This is a genomic window from Cytobacillus pseudoceanisediminis, from assembly GCF_023516215.1.
Classification (GTDB): Bacteria; Bacillota; Bacilli; order Bacillales; family Cytobacillaceae; genus Cytobacillus; species Cytobacillus pseudoceanisediminis.
Window position 1 is genome coordinate 3586459 of record NZ_CP097349.1, and the last position, 19887, is coordinate 3606345.

24 protein-coding genes and 5 pseudogenes are annotated in these 19887 nt (G+C 39.7%); 7 read left to right on the forward strand and 22 right to left on the reverse strand.

Annotation, left to right across the window (positions count from 1 at the left end):
• The first annotated feature begins 462 nt into the window (after positions 1 to 462).
• A complete protein-coding gene (locus M5V91_RS19265) occupies positions 463 to 900 on the forward strand; it encodes a cell wall hydrolase (protein WP_009335446.1) in 438 nt (145 codons plus the stop codon).
• 68 nt (positions 901 to 968) lie between these two features.
• Here the strand turns inward: M5V91_RS19265 and M5V91_RS19270 are convergent, their stop codons facing one another.
• From M5V91_RS19270 to M5V91_RS19285, 4 genes and pseudogenes are all read right to left on the reverse strand, one after another.
• Positions 969 to 1565 carry a hypothetical protein gene (locus M5V91_RS19270; protein WP_251175560.1) on the reverse strand — a complete coding sequence of 199 codons (597 nt, stop codon included), beginning with the start codon at positions 1563 to 1565 and terminating at the stop codon, positions 969 to 971.
• A 331-nt stretch (positions 1566 to 1896) separates the two neighbouring features.
• Positions 1897 to 2379 carry a hypothetical protein gene (locus tag M5V91_RS19275; RefSeq protein WP_251175561.1) on the reverse strand — a complete coding sequence of 161 codons (483 nt, stop codon included), beginning with the start codon at positions 2377 to 2379 and terminating at the stop codon, positions 1897 to 1899.
• Between the two features lie 18 nt (positions 2380 to 2397).
• A complete protein-coding gene (locus tag M5V91_RS19280; RefSeq protein WP_251175562.1) occupies positions 2398 to 2817 on the reverse strand; it encodes a hypothetical protein in 420 nt (139 codons plus the stop codon).
• A gap of 70 nt (positions 2818 to 2887) precedes the next feature.
• Positions 2888 to 2974: pseudogene (locus tag M5V91_RS19285) on the reverse strand (ATP-binding protein); the annotation flags it as partial.
• Positions 2975 to 3156: 182 nt separating this feature from the next.
• On the opposite strand from M5V91_RS19285, the gene M5V91_RS19290 reads away from it, so the two are divergent.
• From M5V91_RS19290 to M5V91_RS19300, 3 genes are read left to right on the forward strand one after another with little or no spacing between them, the layout of a single operon-like run.
• Positions 3157 to 3477 carry a PadR family transcriptional regulator gene (locus tag M5V91_RS19290; RefSeq protein ID WP_217026171.1) on the forward strand — a complete coding sequence of 107 codons (321 nt, stop codon included), beginning with the start codon at positions 3157 to 3159 and terminating at the stop codon, positions 3475 to 3477.
• The gene (locus tag M5V91_RS19295) at positions 3474 to 4010 is read left to right on the forward strand and encodes a DUF2812 domain-containing protein (RefSeq protein WP_251266915.1); all 537 of its coding nucleotides are present in this window, start codon (positions 3474 to 3476) and stop codon (positions 4008 to 4010) included. The genes M5V91_RS19290 and M5V91_RS19295 overlap by 4 nt, the downstream gene beginning before the upstream one ends.
• Before the next feature lie 13 nt (positions 4011 to 4023).
• Positions 4024 to 5097, forward strand: coding sequence for a zinc metalloprotease (locus tag M5V91_RS19300; RefSeq protein ID WP_251175564.1), 1074 nt, complete (start codon positions 4024 to 4026; stop codon positions 5095 to 5097).
• A 59-nt stretch (positions 5098 to 5156) separates the two neighbouring features.
• Here the strand turns inward: M5V91_RS19300 and M5V91_RS19305 are convergent, their stop codons facing one another.
• The 3 genes from M5V91_RS19305 to spxA form a co-directional block, all read right to left on the reverse strand.
• Positions 5157 to 5486: an IDEAL domain-containing protein gene (locus M5V91_RS19305; RefSeq protein ID WP_251175565.1), complete on the reverse strand. Its 330-nt coding sequence runs from the start codon at positions 5484 to 5486 to the stop codon at positions 5157 to 5159.
• A gap of 83 nt (positions 5487 to 5569) precedes the next feature.
• Complete coding sequence (locus tag M5V91_RS19310) at positions 5570 to 5983, reverse strand: RrF2 family transcriptional regulator (RefSeq protein ID WP_009335455.1); 414 nt, start codon at positions 5981 to 5983, stop codon at positions 5570 to 5572.
• Positions 5984 to 6062: 79 nt separating this feature from the next.
• A complete protein-coding gene (spxA, locus tag M5V91_RS19315; RefSeq protein ID WP_009335456.1) occupies positions 6063 to 6458 on the reverse strand; it encodes a transcriptional regulator SpxA in 396 nt (131 codons plus the stop codon).
• Positions 6459 to 7224: 766 nt separating this feature from the next.
• Here spxA and pdxR point away from each other — a divergent pair.
• Positions 7225 to 8658 carry a MocR-like pyridoxine biosynthesis transcription factor PdxR gene (gene pdxR / locus M5V91_RS19320; protein WP_251175566.1) on the forward strand — a complete coding sequence of 478 codons (1434 nt, stop codon included), beginning with the start codon at positions 7225 to 7227 and terminating at the stop codon, positions 8656 to 8658.
• A gap of 330 nt (positions 8659 to 8988) precedes the next feature.
• On the opposite strand, the gene M5V91_RS19325 is transcribed toward pdxR, so the two are convergent.
• The 10 genes and pseudogenes from M5V91_RS19325 to M5V91_RS19375 form a co-directional block, all read right to left on the reverse strand.
• On the reverse strand, positions 8989 to 9429 hold the full coding sequence (locus tag M5V91_RS19325) for a GNAT family N-acetyltransferase (protein WP_009335459.1): 441 nt from the start codon (positions 9427 to 9429) through the stop codon (positions 8989 to 8991).
• Between the two features lie 108 nt (positions 9430 to 9537).
• Positions 9538 to 10277 (reverse strand): annotated as a pseudogene (locus M5V91_RS19330) (ABC transporter permease).
• A pseudogene (locus M5V91_RS19335) lies at positions 10274 to 11184 on the reverse strand (ABC transporter ATP-binding protein). Before M5V91_RS19335 ends, M5V91_RS19330 begins: the two co-directional pseudogenes overlap by 4 nt.
• Positions 11185 to 11202: 18 nt before the next feature.
• Positions 11203 to 11616: a DUF3021 domain-containing protein gene (locus M5V91_RS19345; RefSeq protein ID WP_251175570.1), complete on the reverse strand. Its 414-nt coding sequence runs from the start codon at positions 11614 to 11616 to the stop codon at positions 11203 to 11205.
• Entirely contained in the window at positions 11613 to 12071 is a 459-nt protein-coding gene (locus M5V91_RS19350) for a LytTR family DNA-binding domain-containing protein (RefSeq protein ID WP_251156692.1), read from the reverse strand. The genes M5V91_RS19345 and M5V91_RS19350 overlap by 4 nt, the downstream gene beginning before the upstream one ends.
• A 183-nt stretch (positions 12072 to 12254) precedes the next feature.
• A pseudogene (locus M5V91_RS19355) lies at positions 12255 to 12691 on the reverse strand (YfmQ family protein).
• Between the two features lie 22 nt (positions 12692 to 12713).
• Positions 12714 to 12905 carry a hypothetical protein gene (locus M5V91_RS19360; RefSeq protein ID WP_009335464.1) on the reverse strand — a complete coding sequence of 64 codons (192 nt, stop codon included), beginning with the start codon at positions 12903 to 12905 and terminating at the stop codon, positions 12714 to 12716.
• Between the two features lie 163 nt (positions 12906 to 13068).
• Complete coding sequence (locus M5V91_RS19365; protein WP_251156691.1) at positions 13069 to 13299, reverse strand: hypothetical protein; 231 nt, start codon at positions 13297 to 13299, stop codon at positions 13069 to 13071.
• 10 nt (positions 13300 to 13309) lie between these two features.
• The gene (locus M5V91_RS19370) at positions 13310 to 13702 is read right to left on the reverse strand and encodes a hypothetical protein (RefSeq protein ID WP_251175572.1); all 393 of its coding nucleotides are present in this window, start codon (positions 13700 to 13702) and stop codon (positions 13310 to 13312) included.
• A 54-nt stretch (positions 13703 to 13756) separates the two neighbouring features.
• Positions 13757 to 13918, reverse strand: coding sequence for a hypothetical protein (locus M5V91_RS19375; RefSeq protein WP_175502229.1), 162 nt, complete (start codon positions 13916 to 13918; stop codon positions 13757 to 13759).
• A gap of 308 nt (positions 13919 to 14226) precedes the next feature.
• Between M5V91_RS19375 and M5V91_RS19380 the strand changes: the two genes are divergently transcribed.
• On the forward strand, positions 14227 to 14703 hold the full coding sequence (locus tag M5V91_RS19380) for a VanZ family protein (protein WP_251175573.1): 477 nt from the start codon (positions 14227 to 14229) through the stop codon (positions 14701 to 14703).
• A gap of 38 nt (positions 14704 to 14741) precedes the next feature.
• On the opposite strand, the gene M5V91_RS19385 is transcribed toward M5V91_RS19380, so the two are convergent.
• Both M5V91_RS19385 and M5V91_RS19390 read right to left on the reverse strand, forming a co-directional pair.
• Positions 14742 to 15683 (reverse strand): serine hydrolase domain-containing protein, encoded by a 942-nt coding sequence (locus tag M5V91_RS19385; RefSeq protein ID WP_284521444.1) that lies wholly within the window; start codon positions 15681 to 15683, stop codon positions 14742 to 14744.
• On the reverse strand, positions 15665 to 16072 hold the full coding sequence (locus M5V91_RS19390) for a serine hydrolase domain-containing protein (RefSeq protein WP_251175575.1): 408 nt from the start codon (positions 16070 to 16072) through the stop codon (positions 15665 to 15667). Before M5V91_RS19390 ends, M5V91_RS19385 begins: the two co-directional genes overlap by 19 nt.
• A 484-nt stretch (positions 16073 to 16556) precedes the next feature.
• On the opposite strand from M5V91_RS19390, the gene M5V91_RS19395 reads away from it, so the two are divergent.
• Positions 16557 to 17168 carry a cupin domain-containing protein gene (locus tag M5V91_RS19395; protein WP_251175576.1) on the forward strand — a complete coding sequence of 204 codons (612 nt, stop codon included), beginning with the start codon at positions 16557 to 16559 and terminating at the stop codon, positions 17166 to 17168.
• Positions 17169 to 17215: 47 nt separating this feature from the next.
• On the opposite strand, the pseudogene M5V91_RS19400 reads toward M5V91_RS19395, so the two are convergent.
• From M5V91_RS19400 to M5V91_RS19410, 3 genes and pseudogenes are all read right to left on the reverse strand, one after another.
• Positions 17216 to 17921: pseudogene (locus M5V91_RS19400) on the reverse strand (DNA alkylation repair protein).
• Positions 17922 to 18148: 227 nt separating this feature from the next.
• Positions 18149 to 18820: a hypothetical protein gene (locus tag M5V91_RS19405; RefSeq protein ID WP_369425903.1), complete on the reverse strand. Its 672-nt coding sequence runs from the start codon at positions 18818 to 18820 to the stop codon at positions 18149 to 18151.
• A gap of 15 nt (positions 18821 to 18835) precedes the next feature.
• Positions 18836 to 19789 (reverse strand): DUF2268 domain-containing putative Zn-dependent protease, encoded by a 954-nt coding sequence (locus tag M5V91_RS19410; RefSeq protein ID WP_251175578.1) that lies wholly within the window; start codon positions 19787 to 19789, stop codon positions 18836 to 18838.
• Between the last annotated feature and the right edge of the window lie 98 nt (positions 19790 to 19887).

The following is a 19887-nucleotide window of genomic DNA, read 5'->3' on the forward strand; positions in this document are numbered from 1 at the left end:
AGACACTTACTAAAAAATAATAGATTAGTACACACCCAAAAATAAACAAAAGAAATTCTTTGGTTGATTCCTTTAAGGCAGCGGCGCCGTCACATTTGTTAAAGCCAATCCCCCGAAAATAAATAGGCCTATACCATATAAAAATTTTTTCAGGCTTACTCCACTTTTATCTTTTTGAGTTTTCAAGATACCCACCCCTCATAAGTAATGGTACGAATTCCCATAGAAAAGGTTTCATTAAACTCCCTTTTTTTGCATATTTCAAACGGAGGCAGCATATAAATTAGGTAGCTTATTTAAATAGAGCTCGAAGCAGTTAAGCCACACTAACTGTTTATATATCCGTAATAAGGGGTGCTGAACACGCAATGCGGTTTGCACCCCCAATTAATATTTCTTCCTTTGAACCCGTTAGCATGTTTACAGGATTTCTTAATACAATTCTTTTAGAGGTGATAAAAAGTGCCAAGAGTACAATATACCGACAGTGACGTGGCTTTAATGGCAAGGATGATGAGGGCAGAAGCCGAAGGTGAAGGAAAACTGGGGATGCTTATGGTCGGAAATGTTATAGTCAATCGAAGAGCGGCTGATTGCCTCGATTTTGTAGGTCTCCGGACAATACCTCAAGTCATATTTCAAGTGCAGGGAGGAAATTACTCTTTTGAAGCCGTACAGAAAGGAAATGTTTTTTACAACAGGGCCAGAGGTGTAGAGAAACGATTGGCTAAACAAACCTTAGACTATTGGAGGCAGCATCCTTCCAAGTTTGCTCTCTGGTATTTCAATCCATATGCTCCATGTCCGCCAACATGGTACGATCAGCCTTTTTCAGGACAATTCAAACAGCATTGCTATTATGAACCCCAAGCTAATACATGTGAAAGTGTTTATAGGTGACCATACCCCCACGTTTAGTGGGGGATATTTGCCTTCCTTTAGTGTATGTAAGTCCCAAAAGAAAGCTCTTAGTTACTATCCACTTTCTCAAGGGCATCCGCATAATAATCATCTATTACCAGCATCGGTTCCTTTATAGATTCCAGGAGTCTTTCTACATTGACAGATTCCTTTTCCAGTTCTTCGCTAACACTGCTATAAACTGTAATAACCGCTTCTATTCTTTCTGTTTCTTCCTTACTCATACGATATGATTGATTTTCAAGAAACTTATCCGTCATGCCATTTATAAACCCATCAACACGAAATAAGCTATATTGAAGCAAGTTCCAATCAGGTGCATCCTCTCCCATATCAAAAACAGACATGGCAGACAAATAGGAATTGATACTTCTGCTCTCTCCGTTCACAACTCTCCATGAATTATATAACTCGTCTTTCCACTCATCCTCTTTCTCAATAGGTATCTGAACAAATTCCTCAAGCCAGTGAGCCGAATTATCGCCTACTGCAGCTATGGACCTCAAATGTGCATAATTCCTTTCCTGGCTTTGTTTTATAAAGTGCCTGTATCCGAGATTTATATAAATGCTATAAACAAAAGCTGACACCAATAATATAAATAACATTCTCTTAAAATACTTTTTCGCATTTGTCTTCTTCATCAAATCCCCCTTTGCATCCATCGTTCCAAAAATAAAAAGCCGCCCTTCTGGCAGCTGACTAACTAGCAAAATTGATTAACACTGCTCCCTAATAAAGAAAACTCATAGTAAGAAAAACGAATGCAAATGTGGACATCGCTTTTGGCAATTTACCGTATGTATAAATGAATATACACCCAATTACAATGTGGATAATAGCAAAAAGGATTAGGTTCATTTTTCCGCCTCTTTACTGAATGGTATTAATAAAAATGGAACGTAACCCCAGATCGAATAAAAATAGCCGCCTTTTTCTCGAAGAACTACTTATCAAAACAATCCATTATTCTTACTATTTCAGTAAGGAAGCAGCCATAACATACACGCCACCCATAAAGACAATCCAAACCAAAACAGGCAATCCTAAAGATTTCAAGGCATTTCTCCAGCTTCCGAATTGTTTGCGGCGCAAAATATAATCCGTTATAAAAAATAACACAGCCGCTCCTAAACTTAAACCATACAGAATTGACCCAAAAAGCAAGTGCAGGATTAATGAAATATATAATTCCAGTTTCCTGTTTGTATGGTTCGAAATAAAAAAGGCTAATAAGTCACTAACGGCAGAAGTTAATGTGCCATAAATCAAAATGACCGGGAAGCTGTATAAAAGATAGAAGGGAATGGATATAATAGCTCCCCGAAAGTATTCACCAGCCGAACCAGCTTCTCCAACAAACGGATCCGTTGCAATCAGACCTAACACAACCGCGAACAGTGACCCTGAAATCGATGCAGCTATTACTTTTCTTGCAAACATTTGACTGATGCCCAACTTATTGCCGCTCCTTTTTCATACATACCATCCCTGCTCATTCTTCTTAACCAGACTGATCAACAAAATGTAAAACGGAAAAACAGCTAAAGCTCCAATTGCCATAAGGCCAGAAGCAGTGTTCGGAACATCCCCCTGGTAAGTAATTGGAAAAAGACTTGTTGTCATATATAAAAACAGCACAACATAAGGCAGCCAGAGTATGACATTACAATACCAGGCCTTTGTTTCAGACAGCCAGCGTTTTGTTAAATTAATAAGGAAAACAGAGCAAAGGATAAATCCGCTGATGATAATAACAGACGATACAATATTAACGGTATCAATAGTCCATTCTGTCAGTCTGCTGATTCTGCAGACATTCAGCATAAGCTGAATGGGAATTGCGATCATCACAGCATACAGCATACTTTCTATATTTACCTTTAAGAAAAACACTCCCCTTCTTTAATAGTCTTCAGTCCAATCGCATCGAAATATCAGCTATAATACGGATAACCTCTGGCACGTTGGGCAATTCTTTTTCTAAAGCCTTCGCAAATGTCGTTTTCCCGCTATGCGTTTTGCCGACAGTCATAATCGCTAACCTTTTCACACCTGCAGCTCCGTTCCAAAATCTGCTGTTAACATGAATTTATATTAATACCTTCCTGTACATATTCGAAACCAATATCCATCTTCCTTCAAATAAATTGGAAATTTTTATAGATTCATTATATCGTTTTATGATATATTACTTTTAGATATATCATAAAATGATACAAAGTTGGTGCTGGCATGAAATCTTTAGAACAATTAACAGATTCCGTCTTTTATATAATGGCGGCCTTTACAGAGCCCCGGCATGGCTATGCAGTGATGAGCCTGGTTGAAGAAATAACAAACGGCGAGGTGAATATTGGGCCGGCGTCCCTATATACCATTATCAAAAAGCTGATCAAACAGGAGTATGTTGAGCTATTCGAGGATGCAAACTCGAGGAGGAAGGTTTATGTACTGACAGAAAGAGGCCGTGAAATTCTTCAAGCTGATATTGAAAGGAGAAAAACGATGGTGCAATTTGCGGAAGATGGATTGAATAAAGGGAGAGTACAATGAAGAAAACATATAAAATCTCGAATGGACTCGCTTTTTTTGAACAAAAGGATTTACAGATGCTGCGGGAAAAAGCTGCAGAGGGGTGGATGGTCGAATCCTTTAAAGGCGGCCTGTATACATTTACAAAGTCCAGCCCAGAAGATGTAATATTCAGTATCGACTATCATGAAATGACACCAGAAGACGAAGAAGAATACTGCGATTTATTTGCAGCTGCCGGCTGGACACATGTTTACTCACATACAGGAATTCACCTGTTTAAAGCGGTTCCCGGCACACCGCCTATTTATAGTGATGCTGCGTCCAAAACAGATCAGGTAAAACGAACGGCTAAGCCAGTATACATAGTAACCATTGCTGCCCTCCTGTTCACAATTATTGCTCTAGCATTCATGAAATTAGCAGAGGGATTCCTTAATCAGGCAGGCAAAATAGGATTCTTCATCTCTATTGTTTTATTTATCCCGATGCTTATGACATCCATGGCGCTTTTCATACAGCTGTTAAAAGTAAATAAATCCAGCAAAAATTAAAGGAGATATCTCAATGAGTAAAATTTTTACCCCCTTCTATATATGCTTATTAGGCATTGCTCTCCTAATCGGCTTCTCTTTTACTTCCCATGCAGATAAAGCCTTCTCTATTGGGCTTGTGGCCGCATGTGCTTTCATCGTTCTCTTTATCCATGAACTCGGTCATGTCATCGGCGGAAAGCTTGCCGGCTACACGTTTTTATTTTTGACAGTCGGGCCTATCACAATCGAAAAGAGCCCTGCTTTAAAAATAGTGCCAAACCAAAGCTGGCTTGCCTTTGGCGGACTGGCCAGCTGCATGCCGGACGAAATAAACTTAACGAAGATGGTTAAGAAGCACAAATGGTTTGTGGCAGGCGGTCCTGTATTTACTTTAATTGCATTTGTAATCAGTCTATCCATTTGGGCTATGACAAAGGCCGAAATGGCTATGATGCTTACAGTACTGAACTTAGCCATTTTCTTTGCAACGGCTATTCCCTTTAAAGGAACCTTTAACTCAGATGGCAGTGTTTTTCTGCTTCTGCACAAAGGCGGCAAAGAAGCAGAGACATATCTCGCCGGGCTTATCCTATTAAAAGAAGTGATGTCACCGCGCACCCCAAGCGAGTGGGATGAACAGTTAATCCAGGAATCTTATAAAACAGAAGCTTCCCCAGAGGCCATGACTACCGCATTCCTGCTATTCTACTATCACCTCATGAATATCAATTATGAGCAAGCCTCGGAATCAATTGCAGCCTTCAAAAAACTTCCTATAACCAACAAAACGAAATTCCGTCTGCAGTTTGCTTCACATATCCGGCAAATCGACTCATTCCTGTCCTTAGAACCTGATCTGACTTTAATTAAAACCTTGCATAGCAATATGTATACAATAGATAAGGTCAGCTACAAAAGAAGCGAAGCCATTCTGGCTTATTTAAATAGAGATGCCGAAAAAGCATATTCCCTTCTTGATGAAGTGGAGAGGACCTGCAGAAAAGGAAGCACCCAATACGGTTATTTTCATGCAGAACTAAAGCTGACAGAAATAATAAGGAATCGTATGGACAGCCAGAATGCACAAGACTGTAAAGCAATATAAAACAAAGTGCCTGCATCTGACTGCTTATAAGCAGACGGACACAGGCACTTCCCCGGTTTTTATTTAATATCCTTCACAAGCTCTCTCATCGAATTCAGCTTCGAGGTCAATTCAAAAAACCATTCTTCATCTCCAGTGGAAAGGGCAAGGTCGATCAGGAAATGGATCTGTTCTTTATTGGCTACCTTTGCCGCCGGCATTTTCTTAACCTGTTTGCTAAGCAGGGGAATGATTTTGCCTTCAATAGTTTTATTATCACTTGAAATAACTTTTGTCTTAATAAATCCTTCTTCAAGAGCTTCGATATAGCCAACGATTAGTTCCCCTTCACGGGATTTCCCCTTAATCCAATCTCCCGCTTTTAAAATGGCCTTATTGTTGGACATCATTTTTTTCACCTTCTTAAATGAGATTTTCAAACTGTAATAATTTTCATTACATTTTAATGAATGGAAAGCTTATTAGCTCCCAATTAATTTTCTTTATAGATCAAATCAACAATATTCTTTAATGTATAGTGCTTTAAATATTCACCTAAATGTTCCTCTGCACCTAAAAAGATGTTGATCAGAACTCTTTGCATATTAGCCCCCACTACACAGGCTTCATTTGAATCCGGACACTTCGGCTGCAGTGCGCCTTCAGAAGTAATCTTATAAATATCCCAAAGATTCACTTCGCTTAAATCCCGGGCAAAAATAAATCCGCCGCCCGTTCCCTCTTTTGATTTAATAAATCCATGTTTTTTTAATAAACTCAGGACTTTTCGGATGCGGACCGGATGGACACCTGCACTTTCAGAAATCGCATCGCTCGTTGACATGCGATCCAGCTGCAGGGCGAGATAAGTTAGACTGTGAATGGCAAGAGTAAAATCGCTATTCATGGCCGGCCTCCTATATTTTCTCATACTGTACTGTAATACTAAGTGTTACAGATCGACTTGTCAACAATTTACAGACTGGTTAGTTAGCCAATCTTTGCAGTTCATTGTATGAAAACGTACGAAACTTCCGTGGAAGGAAGCTGCGAATTTCGTCCTCGTTAAAGCCGACCTGGAGTCTTTTTTCATCGAGAATAATCGGTCTGCGCAGCATTTGAGGATTATCGATAATCAATTGATATAACTCTTTTAGCGGCATGGAATCAATATTCACGTTTAACTCCTGGTAAGCTTTTGATTTAGTTGAAATAATCTCCTCAGTCCCATTTTCTGTAAGGCGCAGAATCGATTTAATTTCATCCACTGTAAGCGGATCTGTTACAATGTTCCGTTCAACATAATCTATTTGATGCTCCTCAAGCCATGCACGGGCTTTCCGGCAGGAACCGCAGCTTGATGATAAGAATAAATTCACCATTTAAAAACACTCCCTCTATTGTTTAGATATTTTTTATAAATGTAATATAATTTCTTACAGTTAACATTCAAAAGTAAATCCTTCTTTCCCCAATCGGGTATACTGTAATGATAATCATTACAGTTAAAAAAGTCAATATTTTCTTTTACTACTCGAATAATCGCCATACAATTCAACACCATAATAAAAAAGGAGGGTTACTCTTGAACGTAAATTTCTTTAGAGTTGTTAACGCAATCCTTTTATGGACCATAACAGTCATTTTCCTCCCAAAGTCGTCCTTTAAAAGATTTCTGCCGGTTACCTTATTTTGCTCATGCATTTTGTTAGTGCAAACCCTTTTAAACCTTCTTTTTAAATGGTGGAAAGTAAAAGGCGGTACAAAATTTATTGTATTGGACGCATTAGCTTTTATTTTCGGTCCCTTTTTCGCAATAAATTTATGGGTATTTCATTTTACTTATGGTAAATACCTGCTATATTTTTTCTTTAATTTCGTGATGGACATCATTTTTGCTTTCCCGCTAAATGCACTATTCCAAAAGATTGGCCATTACAAGCTTAAAAAATTCAAACCCATTACTCTGTTCCTGATTTCCTTCGCACTTGCAAATGTTAATTACGGCTTTCAGAAGTTAATGGAAAAGAACAAACCTTAAAAGCCATATATCTGCTTTTTTTACGCTTTTAAACCCTCTCCATCCATTATTTTAGAAAAAGGCTGTTATAATAATTTTAAAGTTTCACTTCGAAAAGGATGTTTCAATTGGATTGGAAACCTGATAGAAAATCAAAAACACCTATTTATAAGCAGCTGGCGATGTATATAGAAAACGGAATAGCAGATGGCACATTCCCTCCCGACAAACCGCTGCCTTCAGAAAGAGGGTTAGCAAAACAGTTTGATATCAATAGAAGCACGGTTGTTGCTGCATATGATGAACTGGAGTCAAACGGGATTGTTGAACGAAATCGGGGAAGCGGTACGATGGTCAGCAAAGATATTTGGGGAATGGCCAAAAGGCGCATTCCAAGCTGGAACCGGTATATAGAAGCAGGCTCCTTTTTGCCCAATTTGCCAGTCACACAAAGGATTCATAAAGAACTGGCAGAGACAAAACTGATCAACCTGGCCAGCGGGGAACTCTCTCAGGACCTCTTTCCTTTGGCTTCGCTAAGAGAGATTACTTCCAATCGCTCTTTTATCGGGACACTGGGGTACGATCACCCTCAGGGAAATGAAATCCTGAGAAAAACACTGACTGACCATGTAAAAAAGTTCCGGGACATCGAGACCAGCCCTTCTTCCATACTTATTACTTCCGGTGCCCAACAGGCCCTGCACCTTGTCGTCCAATGCCTCTTAAAGCCCGGGGACTCTGTTGCCATCGAGGATCCCTCTTACCACTACAGCCTGCCAATCTTTAAATCAGCCGGAGTCAAAACTTATTATTTAAAAACAGGCAAGGATGGAATAAATCCTGATGATATTATAGCTTTATATAAAAAGCATCGAATTAAGATGATCTTTTTAAATCCCATTTTTCAGAACCCAACAGGCACATTGCTTCCTGAAGACAGGCGCAGAAAAATCCTTGAATTGTCCTCTGAATACGGAATTCCGCTGGTGGAAGATGATCCTTACAGCCTGACACCCTTTACCTGCGGAAAAATGAAGACACTCAAATCCCTCGACCGTAACGGCATTGTTTTATATATAAGCTCCCTGACCAAAATTGTCGCTTCCGGCCTCAGAATCGGCTGGATCATCGGTCCGAGATCAGTAATTGAGCGGTTATCAGATGCTAAGCAGCAGGTGGATTTCGGTCATGGAAGCTTTTCGCAATGGATTGCGAATGATTTTATTGAGTCCGCAGGCTTTGAGTCACATTTAAAATTTCTAACCAGACATTTGGAACAGCGGAGAAACTCCATTGTTTCAAGCCTGAATCATTTCCTGAAAGACCAAGTGGAATTCAGCACTCCGCAAGGCGGAATCCATCTTTGGTGCAGAATCAAAAAAGAGCATAATGAAAATCAGCTGCTTGAAGAATCAATTAAACGGGGTGTCATCTACGTTCCCGGAACCACCATGGGCGCTGAGAAGGGATTCGTGCGTTTTACGTTTGGCAGGGAAAATGAAGAAAGAATCCATGAAGGTATTAAGCGGTTTGCTGAGGCTCTGAAAACTCTAGAATAATGAAAATACGCCTGGTTTTCAGGCGTTTTTTCATTAAGGTAATGCAAAATTCTACAACAAATTGAATCTTCCATCATTGAAAAATCAGCATATCTGCTTATCTAATTCACATATCCACAGGGTTATACATTACGATGTCACAGATCTAAAGAACTCAAAGAGTCTGTGGTATTGGGCCCCCTGCAAAGAGAGAGCCTTCAGAACCTATTGCAAATTACTTAAATCCAGATAATACAAACAGAAAAATTTATAAAAAACCATAAATATTATTCATTTGATATTTAAATGGATCCAAGAGTACGGAAAATCCATTCCTTTTTAAAGAATCCATTAAATACTCAATTCATAATGGTAAAATTGCTCATCCCGCTTAAACCCGATTTTTTCATAGAGTCTTTGTGCAGAAAAATTATCAGGAGCCGTACTGAGGCTGATACTTACCGCACCTGTTTCAGCAGCGAGCTCTTTCGCTTTGTCTATGAGCTTTTCCCCTATTCCCTCTTTCCTTGCCTCTGCATCCACATACAAATCATTCAGGATCCAGGCTCTTTTCATAGATATAGATGAAAAAGTTGGATAAAGCTGAGTAAATCCAAGATACTTTCCTTCCTTCTTCACCACATATATGACAGAATCCTTCTTCTCTAATCGTTCTTTTACGTAATCGGCTGCTGCTTCCAAATCGGGTGCTTGTTTGTAAAATACGCGATATAAATTAAATAATGCAGAAACTCCTTCCAGATCCTCCATTGAAGCTTGATAGATTTCCATATTCATAACCACCTTTATAACATGAATTAAGTAATTATATAAATATTAACAAATATTTGTAAACTCAATATGTCTTTATGCAATGAAAAAGCCCCAATCTCTTAGGGCTTACTTTCCGCTCCACCGAAAGAATCGCACAGCAAGTACAACAGACACAATCGCAATCCCAATCAGAACAGCAGCTTCAAATCCATATTCCGTAATCGGCGCTTCAGTCCAGGTACCCCTCAGCAATTGAATCACATAATAAAGCGGAAGGATTTTAGCTGCGTATTGAAGGACTGATGGCATCATCTCAAGAGGAAAGGTCGCACCTGAGAGGAACAGCATCAGGTTCAGGAATAAGGAACTGATGGCTGCTGCAGACTGTGCATTTTTAGCTAAGGATGTCAGGAATAAAGCAAACGGGAAAAAGGCCAGGATGCTGATCAGCAGAGAAAGCAGCGTACTGCCAATATAAGCCGGCAGAGTCAGGTCATACAGAAGCATCCCAAAGATCATAAGCAGCAAGGCAGATATGGCAAAGATGACGGTCCCTTGAAAGGTATGGGCGGCGAGGATTTTCCATGGCTGAAGCGGAGTTGACTGATACCTCCTTAAAACACCCGTTTCCCGGTAATTGGTTAAAACGGTTCCCAGTGTAAAAAAGGAAGTGGTTACTATGTTGACGCCAATCCATGAAGGAACAAAGTATTCTGCAAAAACCTTTTGGCTCATGTTGTCTCCTACAAACATGGAACCGAACAGCCAAATCATGACAACTGGAAACAGGAACGTCCAGAACGTGCTTAACCGGTCCCTAAAAACATTTTCGTTTCAAGGGCGGCGAGCTTTACAATAGCATTCATCCGATTTTCTCCTTTTCTAAGTACTGGACAAATAAATCATCGAGTGAGCCCTTCTCAAACTTAAAGTCTGCCAGACGTATCCCCTTTTCCTGGCAGTGAGCGAAAATGTGAAAAGCTGTTGTCTGCTGATCATCGCAGTACACTTTGAATTCGTCCAGGTTATTTTCCACTCGTTCAACACCAGGAAGGGAGAGTAAATATTCACGGCTAAGGCCGGCACTCGTAAAGGCCAGACAGTCAGCAGCCCCTTCATTCAACAATTCATGCGGTGTATTCAGTGCTTTCAATTGGCCGCTATAGATCATTGCCACCCGATCACAAAGCTGCTCAGCTTCTTCCATATAGTGCGTGGTCACGACAATGGTGCTGCCCCGGTCCCTTAACAGCCGTATTAATGACCACATTTCCCGCCTTGCAGAAGGATCCAGCCCCATACTCGGTTCATCGAGGAAAAGAATTTCAGGTTCATGCAGGGTGGCTAAGGCGAGCGTTACCCGCTGTTTCCAGCCCCCGGATAGGTCATCAAACGTTACGTTCAATTTTTCTTTTAAGCCCAGCAAGTCTATTAAATAATCTTTTTGCGCCGGGCCTTCGTAAAAGGAAGAAAAGAGGTCCAGCGCTTCTTTTACTTTCATTTTCTTCTGAATGGATGTGGCTTGAAACTGCACGCCGATTTTTTTGTTTAATTCACGCAGCTGCTTGCTTGGAACAGGGCAAGCACTTCAACCTCCCCTCCGCTCGGAACAGAGATCCCCTCAAGTATTTCAAGTGTTGTTGTTTTTCCTGCTCCGTTCGGCCCTATAATTCCGAAGATTTCCCCTTTATAAACAGTAAAGGAAAGATTGTTTACTGCCCGGGCGGCACCAAAATTTTTAGATAAATTTTTTACAGAAATGACACTTTCCATCCGAATCCTCCTTCAATTCTATTCGATACATTCCAGATCCTCATTCATCTTCTTCGATTCGTTTTTAAAGTAAAGATAAAAGCCGATCCAGGCAATCGCGTAAACCAATAGTGAGATTCCAAGGTAGATGAAAAAGTTCTTTACTCCGATCGGAATCCAGCCAATCCAAAGACCTAATGTGAAATAAACAATCGTGACGGTAAGATAGTGCAGGGCAGTCTGCATGGGCAGGCGAAGTGAGCGGATTTCAAAATAAAGCGGAGTAACCGTAAACAGCCAGCCGCTGATAATAAAGCCCAATGCATTTATGATAAATGTTTGCCCATCTAACGTGGGTTGACCGCCGAAATAAATTAAGGCTATAGTTGCCGCTGTAGAAATGAATCCCCCAAAGAATATGCCGATCATGCTTCTGTACAAAAATGTCCTCACTTCGTCTCCCTCCTGTTCATTCTCAAAATTTCCTTTATCCGTCCGACATAATGGCGTGAAGCATACTCCTTCTCCCCCGATTTAAAGTGCACACAGAGTGTCCCGTTAAAGGATGGCTCAAAATGGCTCATGGCGTAAAGGTTCGCTATGACTGATTTGGATATCCTGATAAACCGGTGGGGAGGGAGGGATTGTTCAAGTTCATAAAGTTTTTGCTTTACTTTAAAAATTCCTTCAGGGGTGGCGGCTGTCACTGTGTCGCCTTCTGAACGGAAAAATTGAACTTCATCAGGCTTTATTAAGTGCTGGTTCTCTCCATCCTTTCCGACAATCAGGCCGGTTTCATTCTTCCTAAGGTACTCTAGGATTTCCTGGATATCCGGGGTGATTTCTTTGCAATGAATTGTCACGGAGGTTTCCTCGTTGCGCGGGTCGATGTTAAGCAGGATTTTCATGAAGGGCGCCCCTCCTTTCCATCAGCTTTATAGATTCAGTATAGATGGCTAATTTCCAATTGTCACCAGAATTAAGGCAACACGCATGATCAGCAGGGTAAGCTGCAGTAATTCCCCTCCCTCCTGCAGACATAAAAAAGCCTAAATCACGAAGGATCTAGGCGTCTATTTGATGCTCTTAGTTTAACTGGCCTTGATTGCCAGTGAACTGCTTTGCAGGCTATCAGAAATCAAGCTGTATGCGATGACCTTTTTCTGCACTGTTTGACCACATCAATTCGGTCCTTATAGCTATATACGAACAGCTTGTCATCTCTTTCCAGAAACTCAATAACTATAGGTGTTCCACTGATCTCCGGCCGTAAAAAAAGCTGTTCGTTGCCCGGGTGGATATAGTGTTTCTTAATAAATATTCCTTCATTGAACTGATTGATAAACTGAAATTTCTCCTCATCTTTCAGCCTAGTATCACCAATTGTGACTGTAACCTCTTTTTCATCAAGCTTGGAATGAGTTTCAAATTTCCGGATCAGCCAATTAACCGTGCCGGTCGGCATACAGGTCAGCACGATTTTCAGCAGACTAACGAGAATAATAGGAACCACTACTGCCCATGTCATCTTTTTTCATCTCCATTTGTATTTAGAACCGCCAAATATAAACTCCAAGAGAAGCTAATCCGATAAAAATAATTACCACATATATTAAGGTTAAATTGGTTGTGTTCCGTTTTGTTGAACTTCCATAGTTTTCATCAGCCTTGCCTGTCAGCAGCAAAGTCGAAACCACAGCAAAAATTAAGATAATTAGAACCAGCCCAAGCATTATTCCCATGCTGCGCACCTCTTCTTTTACATTTTAATAAACTTCTATAACTAAATAATACCGTAAACCAGTCAATAGATAACCATCCAATTCGATATAAAATTAACCATCCACTTTTCACCAAAAAAAATGCCGCTCCCATCTTAATAGGTACGGCAAATATTATTGAACTCTACATATCAGGCACAGAAAAGGCCGTTGAACCTCTTGCTTCACCCTCTAATTTTTTATGAATCTGTTTGACCACATCCATTGCTCTTTCATGAGAGTCATATTCACCCAGGACCCTGCTCCAATATACAAAGAAACTCCTGCTGATTATTCCTTCCACGGTTTTTCCTTTAACAGTTACCTCTTTCACATTGACTAAGCTTCTCTTATTTTGCGTCAGTACCCACAGCATTAATTTCCTCCTATCGGCTCCTCTTTAAATCTATAAAACCCGCCTTTTCACCTGCTTTTCCTCTTTCCTCCCATACAATGAAAAAAAGAAGTTCATCTTTCTGGTCATAATAACCACAGTCACTGCATGCCCAATAATAGTTTCCTTTATTATCAAAATCCGGATATCCCCCTTCATAATCATCCGGGAAAATTCTATAATCTGCACGCTCAACGGTACCTGACCCTTTATAGCGGATCTTTATGGAGTGACTTCCTTCAAGACCAGCCAGCTTAGCATTAATTTCAACTGACCAATCCCCGTTTTCGCCCGTATAACGAACCGTTTTGGTTTTTAACATTACTTCATAAAACGTAAAAATCAAGACTGTAACTACACACAGCCATATTAGTTTCTTTTTCAAAATAAACACCTCTGTATAAAAGATGTCCCTATCTACTAAAATATGACTATTAATCTATTGAGGCAATTTCATAAAACACTCCCTCAATTCATCTGGCAGTTCTTCCACGGCAAGTACTTTTAACTTTTCAGTGCCCGGGGATGTCATGATCACAAAGGTCTTGCCCTCATATTCCAATAGAGTAAAATGGCTTATTCGATCAGGCAATGTATTCAAAATCCTCTTCCTTGAAATTGCTTTCAAATTCCTCCAGAACAATTTTTCGAGCCTCTTTGTAGTTTTCTGCTAAGGCAATCTCCTGATACAGCTCAAGTGAATTCTTTGGACAAAAAAGAATTCATAATAGGTTATTGCACTTATAATAATGAATGCCATAGCCATCATTCTAATCCAATCCTTTTTCATAACATCCCCCTTATGCATTGCATTAGTTTTATTATAATAGCAGGCAGTTAAGTTTATTGGGTGAAAATTGGAAAAATTATGTTATTATTATCAAAGACTATTTTTAAGCGGGGATAATAATGAAAAAGATCATAAGATTGATCATGGGAATTAGCTTTCTTTCTTACCTAGGTGCCTTAACAGTATTACTCTTCTTTATATCGAGAGGATTTTGGTCAGACATGCCGTTAATGGAATATATGAAGCTTTCCTCAAACTTTGTGCCTTTTAAAACAATTAATGGGTATGTACTAGCTATTTCAAATGGAAGTATGAATTTAATCATTCCTATAAAAAACCTTGCCGGCAATGTGGCTGCATTTTTGCCAATGGGAATTTTTCTGCCCTATTTTATAAGAACGCTAAACAGAATTAAATCATTTGCAGTTACCATGACTGTTATGATTCTTAGTGTGGAAATTATACAGCTGGTCACAAGAAGAGGAAGTTTAGATATAGATGACTTTATTCTAAATATCATTGGAGCGTTAATAGGGTTTGGATTATGGAAAGCGATGACAGCCCGGAAAACAAGGAAAAATGCAGTGAACATATAAAAAATTGCCTGTCTAACGGATGTAGACAGGCATTTCCATTACCTTGCTTTATTAAAAATTAATCTAAATAGCAGCAGCCCATTTATTGCTAGTAGAATTACACCCAAAATCGTTAAAAGGGCAATATCAGGTGCAAAGACAGAGATGGAATGCCAAGGTGAAGATGTACTAGCTGTGAAAACAGGGATTAGTCCAGCTGACAGGCCAATAAAAATCAGCCCTAAGAAAAGTTCCATTCCCTTTTTTAGAAACTTCCGGGTTCTGAATCTTTTCCATAAATAGATTGAAAGTATTATTAGCAGCAGGACGCATCCCAGCAGAATGGATTGTATCACCAAACTATGATTAGGTACTTGTTCTGTCTCATCGCCATTTAAAAGGCTAATAATATGATTCTTAAGATAATAAAGCCCATCTTCCTCTAAAATATGATTCTTATTTGTCAGAATAACGCCGCCCCAGCCAGTTTCCGGGATATAAAAGACTTCTGCATGCGAATCAGGTGTAGAACCAGAATGCCAGATCATTTCTCTGGAAGTATCCGGGCCTGATATGCGTATTCCTAAACCATAATATCGGTTCTCACCTGTTTGAACCTGAGGAGTCATAAATAAATCCAATGTTTTGTCACTGATAAAATGATCTGGCCCTTTCCCGCTCAATAATTTTACAAATTGGACCATATCTGCAGAACTGGCCGCAATGTATCCGTATGGTGCCCCGGCATTATCGTAGGCTACAGAACTTTTCACCGGAAATCCAAACCAGGCTTGATAACCGCTAAGGTATCCTTTCTTATAAGCTCCCTCTTTATTGGCTGCAGCATTTTTCATTCCTAAAGGCTCAAAAATCTGCTGATCCCTATACTCTGCATAGGGCATTCCTGTTAGTTCTTCAATCATCGCACCCAGAATTAAGAAATTGGCATTGCTGTATTGATGTTTCTCACCAGGTTCAGCAGTCAGTTCAACTTCTGACATTTTCCATTTTTCAGTGTAAACCAGGGAAGATATTCCTGAATGCTGGCTTCCAGGCGGATGGTTCCATTATCAGCTAATTTCATTATGGCCATTCCCGTTAATGATTTGCTTATGGAGCCAATCGTGAAAGGAGTTTGTTCTGTAACCTCCTCCTCTGATTCTCCAGTAACGCCCCATGACCTTGAAAAAAACAGCTCATTATTATGAACGATGGCAACTGAAGCTCCTGGAACTTGATATTCTTCCAGGTAATCCTTAATTGCCTTCTCTATTTTTGCTTCGATGTCTTCCTCAGCTGAAGCAGAATTTTCAAGCAAATCATGACTAAATGAAGTGAGCAAGAAAAGAACCAATATTATCTTTAAAGAACTGGACGGCAATACTGCCATATAACCTCTCCCTTTACCAATGTTCTTAATCAACGGTTTGTCCCGTTGTCGGGATGCTAAAAAATATCTATAGGCACATTCCCTTTCTTGATCTCATCTTACCTGTATTTGGAAATATCTATAATGAGCCTCAGCTTTATTTTCAAATAGGACTTGAGACGCAGAAGAAGATCGGACTCTTTCATCAAGAAAGATAATTTGGAAAATAATGCAGGTTATATAGAAAGATAGAGGTACACATGGGGCCGGCAAACAAATAATGAATACTGTAGCGATTAGTTTTCTTAAGCCTATAGAACTTTTGGTCTCTTTTTAGTAATGGTGATTTTACCTTTCATACCAGTCGAGAACCTTATGCCTTTTTTCTTCATTTATTGCTCTCCTTCTTTTTCAAACACAACCACGTTATTTAGGTACATGCACCGATTGTAGGCATATGCATACTTTATCTGAGAAAATCATTTCCCAAAAGGACTGAGCAGAAATGGTTAAATATTTGGATTACAGCTCTCCGTCTTTAAATTACTTTTTTGATGTGAACAAAAGCAATCTAATGAAAAAAGATAACAGAAATTTAATAAATGTATTGGGCATTCAGCAATTAAACACGCTGGAAGATGTCTCACTTCTGGACATCTATCTAAGCAAAAATAATGTGATAGAACCTCATTATCACCAAAACGCTGCAGAATTGGTTTATTGTATTTCAGGTACAGCGACTGTTTCATTACTTAATCCATTTACAAAACAAATCCAGAACTATTACATTACACCTGGGCAAGTAGCCAATGTCCCTCAGGGCTGGTGGCATTATGAGATAGCCAATACCGACAGCACTCATCTGCTGGCCATCTTTAATGCTCCTACTCCGGAAGTCATCCTGGGATCAGACATTCTCAAATTAACGCCTTCAAATATAATGGCGCACACTTATTGTATGGATGAAAAGCAATGGCAGAAGACCGTATCACCTGTCCAACCTTCAACCTTTATCGGCCCGACAAAAGACTGCAGCAGAAATGTTCATAGGCCGGAACCAAACCAGCAATATCAATACACCCAACAATATTTCCCTCAACATATGTATTATTATTGAGGGTTTCACAGGCATGGATATTACCATGCCTGTCTTCTTAGATTCTCTTAGCATATGCATGTCTTCCGCTTAACCCCAACCCGTTCCTTCGATTCCACCTTTTCAATATTTTCCTTTGCCAAAGGCACTTTACAGGCAGAGTTTCCGACATCCACATGCACTTTTCCGATTTGTACAGCAACATTCTTCGCTTCCACATTCAGCTCCGGTACATATGACCCCACAGAGATGACAAAACCGTTCATCACATACCTTACTCGGTTTTTTTCTTCATGAATGGTATTTTTAACTTTAGTCAATAATGCTTTTATTTCATTGACATCCAGCTCATTATCAGATGTGATTGAAACATAATTGGAGTAAGTGCTCCAGCCGCAGACTGAAACCATTTCTTCCTCCGATTTAATCCACTCCCGGACCAATTCAAGAGCATAATCACTTTCAGCGGCCACCTGGGCAACTGTATATTCCGCAGGCATATACCAATAAGCCTTCTCAGCCCAATCCTGTAAAGTCTCCTTTGTCATTAGCTTCGGATTAACAGATAGTCCTGCCAAATACATCGCATCATGATTTCCTGATTCATATAATTGCAGTGCCAGCTCATGATTCTTCTTTACATGCTTCACCAGCTTTTTCAAATCTCCAACCTTCACGCCAAAAAAGCTCCTTCGCCCCGTGATTCATAAAGATCCGCTTCGTCTGATCAGAGCCAAGCTCCTCAAGCCTTTTCATGATTTCTTCATAATTCAATCTCTCTCACCCCTTCAAACAACAGCCGCCATTACATTATCAGCCGTATTCATTTACTTTAAGTCAATTTCTCCTTAAAAAGCTCTTGTCACCAAGCTATATATTGTGGTTAAGCCGAGCTTTCCAGCAGCCGTCATCAATTTTCTTTTAACAAACGGATTAATTTCGTCACTTTCAAGAAGAGCAGGATGGTGAAGAACAGGGAAACCAATAGACTCCCGTATAAGTTATAAGAACAATACAACCGAAGAAGTGATGCTAATTAAGTTCATTAACGAGGAGACATCTCCTGATGCTTCATAAACGCATCCATATCTCCAGGTCTGTGGGCTTCTTCTTGAAAGGAGTTTTATACTCTTTGAAAAAAACTCCAGCCCAGATATTTGTTCAGGCAGAGGCGGGGATACAACAAAATTGTGGTTAAGATGTCCGTCTGTTCCACTTCCACCCGTTATTCTTGTATCATATCCTTCACCAATCTCTAACTCCCAGAAACTATGCCGGTGAAGCCGATCTCTTCTATTTTCTTCGTCAGTTTCCCAATCGATATTAAAATTCACGACACTTGCATTTTCATATTGCCTAATAAAGTTCACTGAGTAAATAGCTTTTTCTTTCTCAACTGACTTCAAAATCGGTATATACTTTTGAAAATTAACGGGCTCGACCTGCGGGCGGAAATGCTCATCATTTTCCAGCAAGCCAAATAGTGACCTTAAATAATCCTCATAAAGGCCATTCACTTTTGCCCATTTCGAAATCACATCAAGGTGCGGATACCCTGGGTTATCAGATAATTCCTTCCGCCTCTTCAGCAAAGTGCATATCTGCTCATCAATGGATAACAGTCTTTCATCATAATGCTCTGCAGGTCTTTCAAACGGCATTCTTTTCACCATTACTCCTCCTCAGCGCTACTGATAATTTTTTAAATACTGCCCCTCTTGAAAAATCTCTTCCGCACTCAAGGCTGTCCACTCTTCCGGAGTAGTATCCGGATGCAGTTTGAGATAAGAATCTACCATTTTGTAGCCTTCACTGTAGCCATAATGACGTGGAAGGGCCTGACCGCCCATTAAAATCTCCAGAGAACGATTTAGATCATATGTATCTAAATCTCCTTCAACTTTTGCCCAGAAGGTTTTATTAAAACTTGGGTCCACTTGAGAAAAGGTGATATTTGGATAAATGAGCTTTTCAAACATCACAGCTTTACCTTCAAAAATGAGGTTATCCAGCACAGAAAAAGATATATACTTTTCTAAGTGTTGTTCAGTCCAAATACTGTGATGATATTCATGAGCTATGCCGGCCCTAATCATATCTTCTGTGTAAAATTCATTGTAAAAAACAATAATCTTTCCAGCTCCTGCTGCAACCATTGTATTCTCATTTCCGGGATGTGAAGGAAAAACGCAAACTGCTGTTTCTTCCTCCGAAGGTAAAAAATCTGAGGATTTTAGAAGTGCATCCTTAATGGCAACATTTGTTTTTTCTTCATCGATTTCGTTCAGAACTTTCTTAATTGAATCAGAGTTTTCAGGGGACCATTTCAGCAGGTTATCTACCATGTGGAGGTATTCCCCGCCCTCAAAGCATGTGTTGTAGACTTTTTTTATTATTTTATTCTGATAAACTTCACCGGCATCTTCTTGGTTTTTTTCGAGCTGATCAATCAGAGAAGTATATAGCTTATAAGCGTGTACGACTTTGTATTTTTGTTTTGTCTCCGGATGTTCAAATGAATAAGCAATCTTTTCTTCAACTTGTTTTTCTTTGCTCGACTTTTCCTCTTCAGAACAGGCAGCCAATGTGAACAGTATCGTCAGCATCAGCATAATTTTTGAAAACCGCAAAACTCTCTTCATACCAACCATCCCTTGCCCAAATATATCTTTTAAATTAACATTACCATAATTTGGACATTCGCTAGGTGACACCCATAAAAAATCCTGCCCTCATTTTT